The organism is Bartonella sp. MR30HLJHH, from assembly GCF_042194195.1.
Taxonomy (GTDB): Bacteria; Pseudomonadota; Alphaproteobacteria; order Rhizobiales; family Rhizobiaceae; genus Bartonella; species Bartonella grahamii.
Window position 1 is genome coordinate 170,532 of the sequence record NZ_JBHIMO010000003.1, and the last position, 16,449, is coordinate 186,980.

Consider the following 16,449-nt stretch of genomic DNA (forward strand, 5'->3'; position numbering starts at 1 on the left):
CAAAAAGTGCAATTTTTTAGAGCACTAGATGCGCTAAAGTTACAAATTCTGAAACCGAGAGCGTTTCAGCACGGCGTGTTCCATCAATTCCAGCTTTTTCTAATAGCACTTCACCTCCAAGTGTTTTGAGATTTTGACGAAGCATTTTTCGTCTTTGTCCAAAGGCGGTTTTTGTGACGAGGCTTAGTTTTTGTGCAGAGCAGGCAAGAGGTTGTATTCGCGGAATAATATGAACAACGGAAGAAGTTACTTTAGGTATTGGTATGAAGGCTTGAGGGGGCACATCAAAAGCAATTTTAGCAGTGGTACGCCAGCCAGTTAAGACACTAAGACGTCCATAATGAGTAGATTGGGGTTTAGCTGTAATCCGTTTGGCAACTTCACGTTGAAACATCAATGTCATTGATTCATAAAAAGGAGGCCATGGTTCAGTCAAAAGCCAATTTAATAAGAGTTGTGTCCCAATATTATAGGGAAGATTTGCAATAATGCGAGGTTTTTCGGGGCTTGTTTCAAAGAGTTTTGAGAAGTCTTGCTTCAGTGCATCATTACAAATAATTTTTAATTTTTTAGGATAGTGTTTTTCTATTTCTAAGAGAGCTGGTATGCAGCGTTCATCGCGTTCTATTGCTGTTACAATGGCGCCCTTTGCTAGCAAGGCACGTGTGAGACCTCCAGGACCAGGACCAATTTCAAGAACAGGTTTTCCTTCTATATTACCTGCGTGATGAGCAATTTTAGATGTTAAGTTAAGATCAAAAAGAAAATTTTGCCCCAAAGATTTATGCGCTTGTAATCCATATATATCAATGACCTCACGTAGAGGAGGGAGATTATCTATTGGCATGGTATTAAACTATTTTCGGCAAGTTGATTTGCAAGTTTAAGAGCAGCAATAAAGCTTTCGGGAGAGGCTATCCCTTTATCAGCAATGTCAAAAGCAGTTCCGTGATCTGGAGACGTGCGAATGAAAGGGAGACCTAACGTGACATTAACAGTGCTATCAAAGTCTAATGTTTTAACAGGGATAAGGGCTTGATCATGATACATACAAATGGCAACGTCATATGCCTTTCTTGCGCATTCATGGAACATTGTGTCGGCAGGCAGCGGTCCTGCAATATTGAGTCCTTTCTTTTTAAGATATTCAATAGCAGGAGTGATAACTTCAATATCTTCTTTTCCCATTGCACCTCCTTCTCCAGCATGAGGATTAAGACCAGCAACAGCTAGTCGGGGTGACGTTATTTTAAACCGTGTTTTTAAGTCACATTCAGTAATAAGTACCGTTTGAACAATTAAATCACGGGTAAGCTGTGAAGGAACATTTTTAAATGGAATATGAACAGTTATTGGTACTGTTTTTAATCGAGGTCCTGCTAACATCATAACTGGATGATAACATTTATGAAAAGCTTTATGAGCTAAATCGGCTAAAAATTCTGTATGACCTGGAAATTGAAAACCGGCATCATAAAGATTCTTTTTTGCAATAGGACAAGTAATAAGTGCACATGCATGGCCATTTTGAATTAATTGAACACAGCGTTGAATTGCTTCAATGATTCCAGCGGCATTATTCGATGAAGGTATACCTAATTGATCACTTTGCTTGTTTTTTAACGGTATGATAGGAAGAGCGTTTTGAAAATTTTTTGCGGAATTATTGATTAAAACAGATTGCACCTCAACATCAATCTGTAAAAAACGAGCGCGCGAACGAATAACATCTGGATCAGCAAGAAGCACAAAAGGTGGAATTTGGCGCGTAACACGCAAACTCCACGCTTTTAGTACTATTTCAGGACCAATTCCGGCAGGATCACCACCGCTAACAATAAGAGCAGCCATTATGAATTTTGAATGCGCGCCACTCGCCGCAGTTCTCCTAAATATTTGTCGCTTAATTCTTCAAGTTTTTGCGGGCTTCTTTTTTTACTATCTTGAAGAGAAAATATTAGTCGAGCGACATAATCATCAGAAACTCTTTTTATTTTGCAGACAGCAATTGCTTCGATTCCATCAGATGTTTCTTGTAATTTTGTCATTTTTCCAGCAGGCGTTGCAAGAATAGCTTGTTCCCATGCACTGGGAAGTTGGGGCTCCAGAAACTTTCCTAAGTGGCGGATAGTAACGTCTAAAATACCTCTTGCTTGATTGTGAGCATTGGCACATCCACGGAAATGTGCGCGAAAATTGCTTGCTTCTCTTTGACGTCTTTCAAAAATTTCTGAACGACGATGTGCAGGAATGACAAAAACAATTCGCTGTAATGTATATTCATTGGTTGAAGGTTTTACACCACCATTTTTTAATATCCTGCGTACAGCTTCTTGTTCGCTAATCATACCTGTTTCAGCTTGATAGCGTGCACTAACAAGACGCCCCCATCCTATTTGTCCACGGATGTAATCTTTAAAGTGTTGCACAGTGATCTCAGTTTGGATCAGAATCTGGTTGAGCTGATCAATCGTCATATTATTTTGTGTCGCAAAATTCTCAAAAGCTCTATCAACTTCATCATTGCTTACTTCAATATTACGACGTTTTATTTCAATATTTTTTAGCTTTTCATCGATAAGCTCTTTTTTAGCCTGTGCCACCAAATTGCCTTGCTTTTGTTGTAATCTGAGAAAAGCGAGGCGCCTTTGTATATCATAATTTGTGATGGGGTTGCCATTAACTGTAACAACAATAGAAGTCTGCGCAAAGACCGTTGGAATCAAAAATTCATTTATTAGCAGGCTACTTACGTTCAAAGACGCAATATAAAATAAAGCAAGAACACGCTTTTTCAATTTATTCATGTGAATAGGCTTTCGCATTGTTTATTAATTCTCATCAACAACTTAAAATATACTCTTTCTTTCATAAAAACAATGATAAGTTAAATGACTGATACATTCTCTTTATAAATTAATCTATCTTTTTTCCGATATCTGCAATCGTACGCAATGAAAGAGAGAAATTAAAGTTTTGCAAGGGTGTTTTCCTGCCTGGATTCGTTACCTGTTGATAACCGAATGTTAACCCGAAACATTCATCTGTATAATTCAAGCTAATTCCTCGCTTTACAAATGTACCAGATACTAAATCATAACCGGCGTTGCTATTAATAGACCAATAATCTGCTAGTTTAAGTCCTGTTTGAAAAGAAATTTCTTGGCGCTCTTGAGGATATTCATAATCTGGTTGCTTTGCGATATAGGCATATTGTAGAGCCGCCCAAAAATTTTGCCATTTTTGTGATGCTTCGATTTCACTACGGCGGATTTTTCCTGTCTTTTTGTCAAAGCGTCCACGCGTTTCTAAGGAAAAACCACTTTTATGGGTTGCACCAAACATTGCAACATAGTCTGAACGTTTTGCCTCTAAGCTAGAATGAATACCGACATTGACAAAGTCCTTTTCTGCAAAAGAATTCTTTCCTGCTAGATGAAAGGATTGTCCAACAAGACCATAAAGAGACCAATTGTCATTAAAGCTTCCAGAATATCTTAAACCTATATTGGCTCTTGTGCCACCTTCTACACGATCATAACCAGAAAATTTGTCTCGTTGAAAGAGAGTGGTTGCATCAAAGACAAAGCTTTGAGCATCTTCATTAGGAATTTGTCCAATATATTGTTCATTATTGCGTATAAAAATTTGTGCGGTTGGTTCTATAATATGTGTAGAATGATCCGCTGTAATAAGGAAGGGATAGCGTAGTTCCAACCCTGCTGTTGCCATGCCACGAATTGTTGAACCATGAATTGCGGATGAGGAATTTTTTTCTGTAGAAGCTGTATAATTTTCGCTTGCATTGGTTGTAATGATATCAGCGCGTAGAGAGAGAAGGGGGGTTAAGATGAGTCCGTTGTGCGTGTTGAAGCGCTTTTTCCACTGAAGCTCGTTTGTTAAACGCAAACTATTTCCAGCCATACCAGAAAGCCTTACTATGTTGAGAGGGTTTCCGTTCTGGTCGGTAGAACTGAAGTCAGTATGACGACGATAAATTGATTGCATATTACTATGGAAGGTAAGCTCTCCATTATAAATGGGTTCATCTGGTGTGAAAAAATAATCGATGCGCGGTAGGACCCAAGCTTGCCGAGAGTGACGTTCATAATGAGGATCATTCAATATTGAATCTTGAACTTTAAAATGATAAAAACGCATATCAAAATAATTTTTTCCTGCAAGACCATTCAGATAGATCTGAGAAAGTTGTGTAGGATTGCTATAGTTTTCAAGTTTATAGGCACGACTAAAATGCCGATCTGATTGTGCAAGAATATCCCATCCATAAGTCCAGTGTGAATTAATACGAAAGTCCCCCTTTGTTGCCAGCATATAACGGTTTTTATACTGTGCATCAATCGTATCATTATCAAATCTATGCCGTTTCATTTGGTATATATGAGCAAAGCGAATATTATAACTGCCCATTTTTAAACGTTGACGCCATTCCCCTTCGGTTAAAAGCCCTTGTTGGGTATAAACGGTAGAAGAAAGGGTAAAATCATAGTGAGGGGCGAGATTCCAAAAATAAGAATTCTTTATCCCCATACCGAGATAATCAGTATAAAAAAAATGAGGGGTAAGCAGACCGCTAGCACGCTTGACAGTTGGATCATAGATCTCAAAATTTGGAAATTTTATAATCGGTGCACCAAAAACTTCAAAACTGCTATTTTCAAACCGAATTTTTTTGATGCTATTATTCCATATGATCTTTCTTGCTTTAATTTTCCATAGGACGTCTCTATCTGGTTTATAAGAGCAAGGTTCACAGGCCGTATAGGTTGCATTTTCAAAGACTGTTATGTGATTGTTTTTGCGTGTAGCATTTTGGGCTGAAAAGTGAACATTGTTGGCTGTATCAATACGTAAGGCGTTTACAAAACCCTCGCCAAGATCTTTGGTCATATCAATTTGGTTGGAATAAATTTTATTACCATCCTTTTGAGTAATTTCAACGTTCCCTTGTGCTATAAGCCGTCCTGTTTTTTGATTATAGATAATTTTTTGAGCGACAACTTTATTGCCATCATATTCGATTTGGACATTCCCTTGTGCAGAAACAGTGTTTTCATCACGGTTGTAGATGAGTTCATCCGCAGAGAGCAAAAGAGGGCGTTCCGGATTTTGAATGCGACTTTGAGAAGGAGATATAAGGCTTTGAGCGTGCGCACAATAAGACAAAGCACCTCCTAAAATAACCCCCATAACACTTGTAAAAGCGAGAGCACTTAATTTTGTTAAAATAATTTTTTTAAGTATTAATGCTTTCACTTAGCCATCCTCTTTATGAAGTAAAAAAGAGATTCCTAAGAATAACGCAATAACAACGGGTGTCCAAGCTGCAATAATTGGTGGAATATATCCAGCATTACCAAAAGCTTGAACGAGTACGGAAATAACATAAAGCATGAACCCAGCTATTACTCCACCAAGAATCAACGTTCTAGATTGCCCAAAACGCGTAAAATTTAAAGATACAGTTGCTGCAATGAGGGTCATTGCCACAAGTAATGCCGGTAATGCAATTAAAGATTGGAAATACATATCAAAATTATTAGCAGAATAGCCAAATGAACGTGCAATCATAATTTTTTTTGGCAATTGGTAAAATGGAATAGTCGCGGGATTCGCTAAACGTTCCGTTAAAAATTCAGGTTTTAGATTGGTTTTTATTTGCAACACGGTAAATTTTTCAGGAGGATGCCCTATTTTATAGATTGTTCCATTTGTTAATAGCCAAGATCCATTAGTCAAGGTTGCTTTTGGGGTGTTAATCCAATTTTTGACGGTTGCGTTGTCCTTGTATTGTACAAAGGTTGCATCGAGAAGAGAAAGTCCTTGGTCGGTAATAAATTTAGCACCAATAGTTGTTCTGCCTAAATTTGTACGTTGTGTTAACCAGTGGATACCTGTATTATGAAGAGGTGTTAGTATATTGTTATTGCGCCATTCAGTCATCTTTTTTTCTGCTTGAGAAAATCCCCATGCAGCAAGTGGATTAATGAGAAGAATTGAAAATAATCCCAAAAGAAAAGCTCCCAAACAAGCTGGCATAAGAAATTGCCATGCAGAAACACCGATTGAACGAGTCACCACAAGTTCAAGTTTTTTGTTGAGTGAGATAAGCGTTGCCATTGCAGAAAAGAGTGCAATGAAAGGGATAAGTTGTTGCATGATAAAAGGGATGCGTAAAACAGAGAGGAAAAATGCATCTTTTGCTGTATGATGTGGAATGGAGGATAGCCTACCAGAGTTCTCTGTGAAATCGATTAAAAGAGCAAGGACAAAAATGCTTCCCCAGAAATAACAAGTTATTTTAAGATAACGTATAAAAAAGTATCGTCCAAGTGTCCACCCAATCATGATATTTCATCCGAGGAATCTTGAGATTTTCGATGTTCAAATTTATTCATTACTTTTTGAAAAGCGATTTGAATAATCTCATTAACTCTTGTGGGGAGCCTAATTTTATGATTCGTTAAAAGCATAAAAAAAACAAATGCACTTGTCCCTATGGGCATAATATAAAGGAGAGGAACGTATGCAAGATCGTTCTTTGCTTTTTCTGCGAAAAAATATCCTATCCAATACACCAGAAAAGAAAGGGTAATTGCCGAGAAATTTGCGGAATGACGAGCTTGTCGATGGGAGCATACATCCCCTGCCGCTGCTAATGCAATAAGTGAAAAAACAATAGGGTAGAGCCATTGTGTTAATCTGCGGTGAAACTCAGCTTTATATTGGAGTGGTTTTCGTTGATAGTAGGGATCTTTTGGATCAGGGTTTTGTAAATAAGAAAGAGAGCGATCTTTTGGATAAAGAGTAGGTCCTTTATCACTGGGGATAAACTCCCCTAGGCTAAAAGTATATGAGCTAAATTGAACGATTGAAACACTGTTATTCTGATGGCTGACTCTTTCTATTTCACCGTTATTGAGAACCAGAAAACTACCGTTTTTATTGCTCATAATGGATGCGTCTGTTGCATAATAAAAAAGATCAGTCTTAGGATCACGCTGGTCGGCAATGAAAAGGCGTTCAAGTGTTCCATTTGGATTTCGTTCGCCAATTTCTATGTAAAGGTTATTGGCGAGTTTTTGGAAGCTTCCTTCACTAATGAATAGATTAATAAGATCAAAATGAGCACTTGCTAGCATTTGTCGCATATGAAGACGCGCTTGAGGAACAACAAAATTAGCTATAGAAAAGGAGATACAGGATGCAAGAATAGCAAGAAGAAGAATAGGTTTCCAAACAGTACTTTTAGGAAAACCAGAGGCATTAATGACAGCAAGTTCTGAGTCTTGATTCATTGCTGAAAGGATGGTTGTAATTGCGATCACTAATGCAAATGGAATGACAAGAAAAACAACAGAAGGAACCAATGAGAGTGAAAATTGTAAGACTGTGAGGAGTGTTTGTTTACTTGTTGTGAGAAAGTTTATCCGTGCAAGAATTTGTACTGTCCAACTAACGCCTACTGCTGCAATCATGACAGAACTAAACAAAACAAGGACACGTTTCAGGATGTAGAACTCAACAATACGCATAAATTGGGGAAAATCCTCAGTCTTTAATTCGATAGCAAATATTTTTACTGCTTTCGGTTAAAATGTAATAAAGTGTGAAAAAACACCTTTCCATGAATTGGATATTTTTACCAAATAAATAATATAAAATTGCCTATGAGGTCCTCTTTAAATTTTCCGTACATTATATTTTATTTTCAACTATAGTCTACAAAGAATCTAGAAAATAACTTAAAAAACTTTTTTATTAACGTTGGAAATAAAAATTTTTGTTTTTTTTAGACACGTGCGAAAAGATAATGTATCTCAATCAAAAAAGAGGGTTTATATCTTGAACCTTTTCCTTTTATATTGGGGGTATGGAAGTTTCTCTAAAAAAGATTTAGCTTTTTATAAAGAGTGATGAGGGCTTAAGAGGTTGGATATTTTATTCTATCATTTGACGCAGTCAACGCTGAAAGATATTTTGCCAACGCTTGTAGAGCGTGCATTGGCTCGTTTTGGTAAGGTAACAATACAATGTGTAAGTGAAGAACAACGCGATTCTATGGATATGCATTTATGGGTTTATGCTGATGAGTCATTTATTGGACATGGAACTGAGTGTGATCAATATTCAAACTTTCAGCCTGTATTTCTGACGACAGGACAAGAAAATCCGAATGATTCAAAAATTCGTTTTCTCATAGAGGGAGCCGTATGTTCGAATATTGATACTTATCAACGACTTGTTGTGATATTTGATGGTAGCAATGATGAGCAGTTGAGTCATGTTCGTGCACAGTGGAAAAAATATAAAATGGAAAATCATAATTTAACGTATTGGCAACAAACTGAAGATCGTTGTTGGGAAAAACAGGTTTAATGCGTCTCATTTCTGTTGTTCTGATTTTTATAGGACTGGTAGGAATAGTAAATCCAGCGCTTTTTATTGCGAAAGAATCAGGGGGAGGGCGTTGGGTTTTTATTGTGATTTTTCTTTTAGGCATATTAAAGATATGGCCTAAAATTAAAAAATGAAACGGCACATGATGATTGATCGAATTTTGCTTGTTTTATGGGCTGTGATATTGGCTTTTTTTTGCGTTTCGTGGTTGGGAACAACACATATCCTATCAGGAATGTTTACTGTTGCTTATATAAGCAACAGTGTAGATTTTTTATTTTTCTTTTTGAGTGCCTTGTTTGCGGGAATATTGTGGTGGAAAATACCTCAACCCATGTCTTTAAAAATGAAACTGGCAGCATTTTTGCTGCCAGTACTTATTTTATTCTTCTTTATTATATTTTAGTTGGATATTTCATCATCTGTAAATCCGACGAAGCAAATTAGTGAAATAAAAGAAGCAAGAAGCAAATAATAGCCGATATAAGATGTACCAAAATGTTGTACCAGATATTCTGCAATATAAGGCGCAAGAGAGGCTCCTACGATACCCGATAAGTTGAAAGTAATAGAAGAACCAGTATATCGAATTGCTGTTGGGTATGGTGAAGCCAAAACAGCACCAAGAGGACTGTATATCATCCCCATGATAGACAAACCGATAACAGACATTGCAAGGACTCCTATAACTCCAGAATTTAAGAAATAAGGAATTGCAAAAGAATAGATACCGGTGATGATTGTAATCCAAATCATCAAAGTTCTACGTCTAATACAATCAGCGAGTCTTCCAGTAATAACAGTAAAAATTCCACAGAAAATAGCACCAACAATTTCGACTTGAAGAGCTTGATAAAATGGCAATTGCAGATGGTTTGTTGAGTAGCTTAACAAATATGCAGTGACCAAGTAAAACAAAACAAATGTTGCCATACCAGAAAATACTCCAAGAAATAGGATTCGTGGACATTTTAAAAAGACTTCGATGATAGGAACTTTAACACGTTCTTTACTTTCAAGAGTTTTTTTGAATTGAACAGTTTCATTGATTGAAAGACGAACCCATAATCCTATAATCATAAAAACAACTGAAGCAATAAAAGGAATGCGCCATCCCCAAGCTAAAAGTTCCTGATGATCAAGAAAATGCAACAGACCTAAATAAACAGCAATAGACAAAAATAAACCGATCGGAACGCCCAATTGGGGGAACATCGCGTACCAGCCGCGCTTTTCTGGAGGGGCATTTTCTGTTGCGAGCAAAACAGCTCCTCCCCATTCTCCTCCTAATCCCATTCCCTGTCCAATACGACACAAGGTTAAGAGGAAAGGGGCAAACCATCCAGCGGTTTCATAAGTAGGAAGAAAACCAATAATGACTGTTGAAAGACCCATTGTGAGAAGAGAAGCAATAAGTGTTGCTTTTCTTCCAATTTTATCTCCAAAATGTCCAAAAACAATTGATCCAAAGGGCCGGGCAAAAAAGGCCGCTCCAAAGATCAGGAAAGATTGTAAAATGGCAATCTGATCATTTTGTGTTGGAAAAAACACATGAGGAAATATGAGAGCTGCGGCAGTGGCAAAGACATAGAAATCAAAGAATTCAATTGTTGGGCCAATAAGGCTTGCAAACAAAATGCGACGAGGGGAATTTCTGTTGCTTGTACCTTGCATTTCTAAGTTTATAGACATGAATAGAATGTCCCTTTCAGTATATGACAAATCAAATGATGAATTAACTGACTATAATTATAAAAAATTCAAATCACTGTCGAGTCGATATTATGATGTTTCTTATATATTAGAACAATGGTTATGGCTTGATGAGCATGAATAAGTGTTCTTTAGATTATCCAAATTAAGTAGAATAAAGACACTGTTTTAAATGCTGTAGAGGATGAAATATGTGAATATAAAGGCTGCTCTCATTAACATTACTGTTTCCTTTAATGTTTAATGCCATTTTTATCTATTGAGGGATCAATCTTATTTATAAACCAGCCTTTGGTATCTCAAAAATATTTTTCATAGATGTAATTATAACACTTTTTAAGCGTATCTAAAAGAAATTAAATCTTTTAGTTGTGCATGCATTTTAAAACACAGGGTGTATATTTGATCTGTCAGAGTTTAATCCATCGAATGCTTTGTTATCTTAAAAAACATGAGGTTGAGCAATTGCATTGAGTTGTTTTGGTCTATGCACTTTTTTCTAAATGGGGGAATTTAAATTTGAAATTATGGAGTGTGAATAATGCAACGCAAATTGAAATTAAGTTTTTGTGCATTAATGACCAGTGGTTTTTTTGTCAAGATTGCGAGTGCAGATGGAGTAGCGACACCAAAAGAAAAGTTATTAACACCAGTAAGTATCAGTGAACATCTAGAAGAGACAAAAAAATTGTTATCGGAAGTGAGGGGATTAAAAGAAAAAAAAGGGGGATCAAAAAGGATAGAGAATAAACAGATAGTAGAAGGAAGTAAGTCTTCAGAAGAGGAAAAGAAGAGGTTAGAAAACCTATTTTTTGAAGTACTCACAAATTCAATAATAAGTGATGGTGCTACTATCTATATTACTAATCGTGATTCTGAAGATTCTGAAATAAATAGCTTTAAATATGAAGATGCAGGCTATTCCATCAATAATACGGTTCAAGAAGGTGGAAAACTCTACATTGATGCAGCAAGTGTTAGCAGGGATACGACAATTGAGAGTGGTGGTATTGAATTCGTCCAAAATCTGAGCAGTTCAGAATATGCCACTGTTAAAAAAGGTGGTAAACAAATTGTTGAGAGTGGTGCAAATGCTGAGGGGGCTAAAATCTATGGTGGTGAGCAGATTATTTTTGGTAAGGGGGTCCTTGGAACTGGTTTGTCGCGTAAAGATAAGGAAAGTAGTGCGTATAACACCGAAATTTATGCTGAAGATGGAATCCTAGGACTACAAAGTGTCTATAGTGGGGGGATAGTTGTTGACACAAAGGTTATGAAAGGAGGTGTCCAGAATCTTGACGGTAAAGAGAATTTTAATAACGGCTTCTCAGAAGATACTGATACAGCTGATACAGAAAATGAGGATTTTACAATCAATGAGGGGGCTTTTGCACTTAATACCGAACTTTTTAAAAATGGTGCGCAGAATATCTTAGCAGGAGGGAATGCGAGCGAAGTTACTTTATATGATAGAGCTACTCAGAAGATATATGATTCTGGATATGCGGATAATCTAACAATTAATCACCAAGCACAATCATGGGTTTTTGCTGGTGCAATATTAGATAAGGATACAAATGTTAATGATTTTGGCAACCTCTATCTTTATGCTGGGAATGGTGAAGCTGTTACGGAAGTAGAAAATCTTATTTTAAATGGAGAAGATGCCAAGCTATACTCTATTGCAACTGAAAATAACGATACTCTCTCTCAGGTTAATATCCAGAATTTAACTGGAAGTGGCAGAGTTATTTTTACGTCTTCTGGGGCTGATAAGCATTACTCTAAGCTTAATATTGATGATCTATCAGGTTCTTTACACTTTGAGTTTAATGTCAACTTTGCCAAGCATCTTAGTGATTATCTTGTTATTAAAGAAAGTGGCTCAGGTTATCATACAATAAGTATTACTGATTCTGGAGGTGAGGTTACAACCCCTTCCCACAAAAAACTTAAATTAATTTCTGATCATAGTGGAAACGCTCATTTTACTCTGACAAACACTTTTGGTGAAAAAATCAGAGCTATTGATACCGGAACCTACATGTACAGTTTGAAACATAGAAAAAATAAGAGCAATGGTAAAACTTGGTATTTAGATGCGAATTATGCTCTTGATGAGGAAAATACCTCTTTATTTTCTGATTTTAACTTGCAACCATCTGCTATGGCTTCATTATCGAATGATCTCACAGAACGCACAATTGAAAAGGGAATGATTGTTACGATTGCTGGTCCTAGCTTTGATAGTAACAGTGAGAAAGTGGATAGCAATGGAGAAACTTCAGTTAGTAATATAGTTAAAGATGCTGGAAAGCTTTCCGTTTATAACGGTGGTCTTAGCCTGTATACGACAATTCAAAGAGGCGGTATTGAACTTATTAGAACACAGGGTCGTTCACAGGATAGTACAGTTAAGAGAGGGGGAAAACAAAAGGTTGAAGATGGGGGAAAAGCTGATGGGGCTAAAATTTACGGTGGGGAGCAGTTTGTTTCAGGAAAGTCTGATATCAAAGGTGAGATGGTAAGGAGTAGCGCCTATGACACTGTCGTTTCTGGTAAAAATGGGGTGCTAGGATACCAGAATGTGTATGATGATGGAGAGGTTTTTAGTACAAAAATCATGGAAGGAGGGGTACAAAATCTTTTTGTGGAAGAAGATCTAGACCATTATAGCAGTTTTGCATTTGATACGAAGATCTTTTCTGGTGGAGAACAACATGTTTTAGCGGGAGGAATCGCGATTGGTGTTCTCTTACAAGGGAATGCTTTTCAAGCAATAGATTTAGGAGGCTATGTAAAAGATTTAACGATTAAGGATCAAGCACAATCGTGGTTACATTCTGGTGCAACATTAGAAGGAAACACCATGATTCATAATTCTGGACGGATTTATCTTTATGCTGGTGCTGAGCGATCTCATACTGAAGTAGAAAAAATTGTTTTAAATGGCAAAAATACCACATTATACTCTATTGCTTCCAAGATGGATGGTGAAAGCTCTTTGATTGAGGATCTAAGCGGGAATGGACGCGTTGTTTTTACTTCTACCGTGTTTAATCCACATTACTCTAAACTTGAGGTCGGTAATCTTTCAGGTAATTTACATTTTAGGTTTAATACTAATTTTGCAGAACAGCGCGGTGATTATCTCCTTATAAAAAAAGGAGCAGGTCATCACACCATCAGCGTTATCGATTCTGGTGTTGAAATGACCAATTCTCTTCTACAAAATCAGGACTTAGTTTTGGAGCTTGATTTAATTCATGATCAAAGCGGAAATGCGCATTTTACTCTGATAGATTTTTTTGGTGAAGAGATAGTTACTGTTGATAATGGAGTCTACATGTACGCTCTAAAGAAAAAAGATCATAACGGTGGAAAGATTTGGTCTTTATCGACACCATTTACATCGGAAAAAATTTCTACTCCTATCTTTCCTCCATCTAATACGGAGTTGTCTATAGATAACTCTTTTGAGCAAGAAAATACTGTTTCTCCTTCGGAAGATTCTATAGCCAATTCTTATACAGGTGATTTCAGTTTTTATGCAGAGGATTTCATTACTGGTCTAGGTGAAAAAATTTTACAAAACTCCATACTCGGTGACAATAGCATAGTTTATATTGCTGGTGATGGAGAAACGGATGATTTTAAATTATCCATTAATAATACAGTTCCAGAAACTGCAACACTCTATGTTGAGACTGGTGGTTTTAGTAAGAATACAACAATTGAAAATGGTGGTTCAGAGATTGTAGGGGAACAGGGGATCTCAGAATTTACGATTATTTACGAGGGTGGAAAACAAAGAGTGGAGGGAGGAGGATCCGCATTGAGAGCTGAAATTTATGGTGGGGAGCAGCTTGTTTTCGGAAATGGTTATGTAAATGGTGAAATTGTGGGGAGCAGTACCTATAACACGACACTTTATGGTCAAGGTGACACGCCGGGACAGCAGAATGTATATGATGATGGGATGGCTGTGGGAACAAAAGTGATGAGTGGAGGAATACAAACTCTTTCTAAATGGTTCGCAGATGATGATGATTTTGTACAAAAAAGTGGTGGCTTAGCCTTGAATACTGAGGTTTTCGCGGGTGGGGTACAGCGGGTATTAGCAGGGGGAGAGGCGGATATTGTGACTTTACACCGCCATGCTGCTCAAGAAGTTCATGCTGGTAGCATTGTAAAAAATCTAACAATTAAAGAAGGAGCCAATTCATGGGTTTTTGCTGGTGCGATGTTGGAAGGAAAAATAAAGATTCATGATTTTGGACAAGTCCATCTTTATGCTGGAAATAATAGCTTTTATACTGAATATAAAAATTATCAGACAACAGTAGACGATATTAATTTAGAGGGAGAAAACGCTAAATTATACTCTATTTCTACTGGATATGGAAACACAGAAACCTATATTAAGAAGCTAAGCGGTGTGGGAAATATTATTTTTACTTCTACAGAATCCGATTTACATTACTCTAAGCTTTATATTGATAATCTTTTGGGGAGTCTACATTTCGATTTTAATGTCAGCTTTGCAGAAGGAGAGGGTGATTATCTCTTTATCAAGAATGGCCATGGTTCTCACACAATAAGTATTGTAGATTCCGGTATTGAAATTGTTGATCCTTCTTCAACAGAACTTGATTTAATTGTTGATCAAAGTGGAGGAGCACATTTTACTCTGAGAAGCTTTTCTGGTGCAAATGTTAAAACTATTGATGGCGGAACCTATACGTATGGTTTAAAACAGAGAATTGATGAGGATGGGGGTGAAAAAGTTTGGTATTTATCTGCGGTATTTATTGATAATGTTTCATTTCTCAACAGTTTGCCACGTAGTAGGAGCAGGTCTGCGCGGCATTTAAATCAAAATCAATCAGTTTTTTCTCTTTCAACTAGTAGAGTTACAAAAGAGCATGCTATTAAGTTGTCACATCGAAGAGAAAACCGCCAAAACTTAAGGAAAAAGTCTCCAGCTTCTGTATCTCTAACTGTTTCAACTCTTGGAAGTCAAGTTATTGAAGGAGTATATCCAGCAAGTCCTCTTCATTTTTCTGATGGAAAGCAACAGGCTGTTGTTTCAGAATCTTCACAATCTTTAGCCGATCAAATGATTTTGCGTCCAGTTCATAAAGATCATCCTTCTCCACAATTGAGTAAGACGCTTTCAGTTTCTCACTTTTTAACCACCCCCTCTACAGATGCGGTATTGTCTATGTCTGTAGCTCCAGCGATGGTTTTTCACAATGAAATGCAAACCGTGCGTGCGGGAAGAGGAATTCTAGATAAAAGTAAAAAGAATGCAGCTTTATGGACCTATGCGATCAAGTCTAAAGAGAGTATTGCTACAGAGCATATAGATTTTAAGTTGGATCAGACAGGTATTGTTTTAGGGATCAATAGTTTAAGCGAGTGGGAAAATGGAGAATTTTATATAGGTGGTTTTGGCAGTTATGACCGTGCACGCATTGCGCATGCACGGGGTGGTATGAGTGGTATCAATACTTATGGCATTGGCGCTTATGTCACTTATTTGGATCATAGTGGATGGTATTTAGATGGTATTTTAAAATATAATCATTATCAGAATACTCTAAAGGCAGTTTCAACGAATGGTTTAGGGATTGAAGGAAGTTATAGGCAATGGGCGGTGGGCACCTCCTTTGAAGCAGGTTATCGACTTAAGACGTCAAAGAGCAGTTGGTTGCAGCCTTATGGACAATTTACATGGTTGCAAGTTGAGGGTAAAGAAATCAAGTTATCGAATGACATGATAGGTGACATGCGTCCATTCACTTCATTACGCAGTGAGGTTGGCTTAACTTTAGGATATGAATTTGGTTCTCGCGTGGATTCCTCATCACTTGCGTATATTACAGCAGCATGGTTGCGTGAGAATAAAGATGACAACCGTACATTGATTAATCAACGGCATCCATTTACCACTGATTTATCTGGTAATGCAGGTAAGTTAGGAATCGGTTTGAGCAGTTTAGTGAGTGAGAAGTTAAAGTTATATGGTGAGGCACATTATGTTAAAGGACGTAAAACAAAACAGTCCTTTCAGGGTATTTTAGGTGTACGCTATAGTTTTTAATGATATGGTTATTTTTTAGTTATCTTTAAATGTATGATTGTTTTAAAGGTCTTTAATGAAGGTCCAGAGAACAATTTTTCAGAGCATGCAGCTTCGCTTTTCATGGTAAACTGTATGCCCTTATATTCTTGATCAAAAAGGTATTAAAAGAACTGTAAAGAACAGTTTTTTATGAGATAAGGAGGATTTTTAAGAAGGATTGTTTACAA

General features: G+C 37.0%; 11 protein-coding genes. 4 read left to right on the forward strand and 7 right to left on the reverse strand.

Annotated features, from left to right (window positions below; translation table 11 throughout):
* Positions 1 to 16: 16 nt before the first annotated feature.
* The 6 genes from rsmA to lptF all read right to left on the reverse strand — a co-directional run bounded on the left by rsmA (position 17) and on the right by lptF (position 7,556).
* Positions 17 to 847 (reverse strand): 16S rRNA (adenine(1518)-N(6)/adenine(1519)-N(6))-dimethyltransferase RsmA, encoded by an 831-nt coding sequence (gene rsmA / locus ACFIKR_RS03340; protein ID WP_273788483.1) that lies wholly within the window; start codon positions 845 to 847, stop codon positions 17 to 19.
* Positions 838 to 1,851: a 4-hydroxythreonine-4-phosphate dehydrogenase PdxA gene (gene pdxA / locus ACFIKR_RS03345; RefSeq protein ID WP_375644910.1), complete on the reverse strand. Its 1,014-nt coding sequence runs from the start codon at positions 1,849 to 1,851 to the stop codon at positions 838 to 840. The genes rsmA and pdxA overlap by 10 nt, the downstream gene beginning before the upstream one ends.
* The gene (locus tag ACFIKR_RS03350) at positions 1,851 to 2,807 is read right to left on the reverse strand and encodes a SurA N-terminal domain-containing protein (protein ID WP_375658827.1); all 957 of its coding nucleotides are present in this window, start codon (positions 2,805 to 2,807) and stop codon (positions 1,851 to 1,853) included. Before ACFIKR_RS03350 ends, pdxA begins: the two co-directional genes overlap by 1 nt.
* Before the next feature lie 109 nt (positions 2,808 to 2,916).
* Positions 2,917 to 5,277: an LPS-assembly protein LptD gene (locus ACFIKR_RS03355; protein WP_375658828.1), complete on the reverse strand. Its 2,361-nt coding sequence runs from the start codon at positions 5,275 to 5,277 to the stop codon at positions 2,917 to 2,919.
* Positions 5,278 to 6,369, reverse strand: coding sequence for an LPS export ABC transporter permease LptG (lptG, locus tag ACFIKR_RS03360; RefSeq protein WP_375658829.1), 1,092 nt, complete (start codon positions 6,367 to 6,369; stop codon positions 5,278 to 5,280).
* Complete coding sequence (gene lptF / locus ACFIKR_RS03365; RefSeq protein ID WP_375658830.1) at positions 6,366 to 7,556, reverse strand: LPS export ABC transporter permease LptF; 1,191 nt, start codon at positions 7,554 to 7,556, stop codon at positions 6,366 to 6,368. The genes lptG and lptF overlap by 4 nt, the downstream gene beginning before the upstream one ends.
* Positions 7,557 to 7,953: 397 nt before the next feature.
* Here lptF and ACFIKR_RS03370 point away from each other — a divergent pair, with 397 nt between their 5' ends.
* Genes ACFIKR_RS03370 through ACFIKR_RS03380 form a run of 3 tightly spaced genes read left to right on the forward strand, consistent with a single transcriptional unit; the run spans position 7,954 to position 8,827 of the window.
* The gene (locus ACFIKR_RS03370) at positions 7,954 to 8,400 is read left to right on the forward strand and encodes a DNA polymerase III subunit chi (protein WP_375658831.1); all 447 of its coding nucleotides are present in this window, start codon (positions 7,954 to 7,956) and stop codon (positions 8,398 to 8,400) included.
* Complete coding sequence (locus ACFIKR_RS03375; protein ID WP_375658832.1) at positions 8,400 to 8,555, forward strand: hypothetical protein; 156 nt, start codon at positions 8,400 to 8,402, stop codon at positions 8,553 to 8,555. Before ACFIKR_RS03370 ends, ACFIKR_RS03375 begins: the two co-directional genes overlap by 1 nt.
* Before the next feature lie 8 nt (positions 8,556 to 8,563).
* Complete coding sequence (locus ACFIKR_RS03380; protein ID WP_375658833.1) at positions 8,564 to 8,827, forward strand: hypothetical protein; 264 nt, start codon at positions 8,564 to 8,566, stop codon at positions 8,825 to 8,827.
* Here ACFIKR_RS03380 and ACFIKR_RS03385 read toward each other — a convergent pair.
* Positions 8,824 to 10,113, reverse strand: a complete 1,290-nt coding sequence (locus tag ACFIKR_RS03385) for an MFS transporter (protein WP_375658834.1) — start codon at positions 10,111 to 10,113, stop codon at positions 8,824 to 8,826. The genes ACFIKR_RS03380 and ACFIKR_RS03385 overlap by 4 nt on opposite strands.
* A 562-nt stretch (positions 10,114 to 10,675) precedes the next feature.
* Here ACFIKR_RS03385 and bafA point away from each other — a divergent pair.
* Positions 10,676 to 16,240 carry a BafA family autotransporter gene (bafA, locus tag ACFIKR_RS03390; protein WP_375658835.1) on the forward strand — a complete coding sequence of 1,855 codons (5,565 nt, stop codon included), beginning with the start codon at positions 10,676 to 10,678 and terminating at the stop codon, positions 16,238 to 16,240.
* Positions 16,241 to 16,449 lie beyond the last annotated feature (209 nt).

Coding starts and splice junctions, on each gene's coding strand:
- rsmA (WP_273788483.1), bottom strand. CDS start 847: ATGCCAATAGATAATCTCCCTCCTCTACGTGAGGTCATTGATATATAT.
- pdxA (WP_375644910.1), bottom strand. CDS start 1,851: ATGGCTGCTCTTATTGTTAGCGGTGGTGATCCTGCCGGAATTGGTCCT.
- ACFIKR_RS03350 (WP_375658827.1), bottom strand. CDS start 2,807: ATGAATAAATTGAAAAAGCGTGTTCTTGCTTTATTTTATATTGCGTCT.
- lptG (WP_375658829.1), bottom strand. CDS start 6,369: ATGATTGGGTGGACACTTGGACGATACTTTTTTATACGTTATCTTAAA.
- lptF (WP_375658830.1), bottom strand. CDS start 7,556: ATGCGTATTGTTGAGTTCTACATCCTGAAACGTGTCCTTGTTTTGTTT.
- ACFIKR_RS03375 (WP_375658832.1), top strand. CDS start 8,400: ATGCGTCTCATTTCTGTTGTTCTGATTTTTATAGGACTGGTAGGAATA.
- ACFIKR_RS03380 (WP_375658833.1), top strand. CDS start 8,564: ATGATGATTGATCGAATTTTGCTTGTTTTATGGGCTGTGATATTGGCT.
- ACFIKR_RS03385 (WP_375658834.1), bottom strand. CDS start 10,113: ATGTCTATAAACTTAGAAATGCAAGGTACAAGCAACAGAAATTCCCCT.
- bafA (WP_375658835.1), top strand. CDS start 10,676: ATGCAACGCAAATTGAAATTAAGTTTTTGTGCATTAATGACCAGTGGT.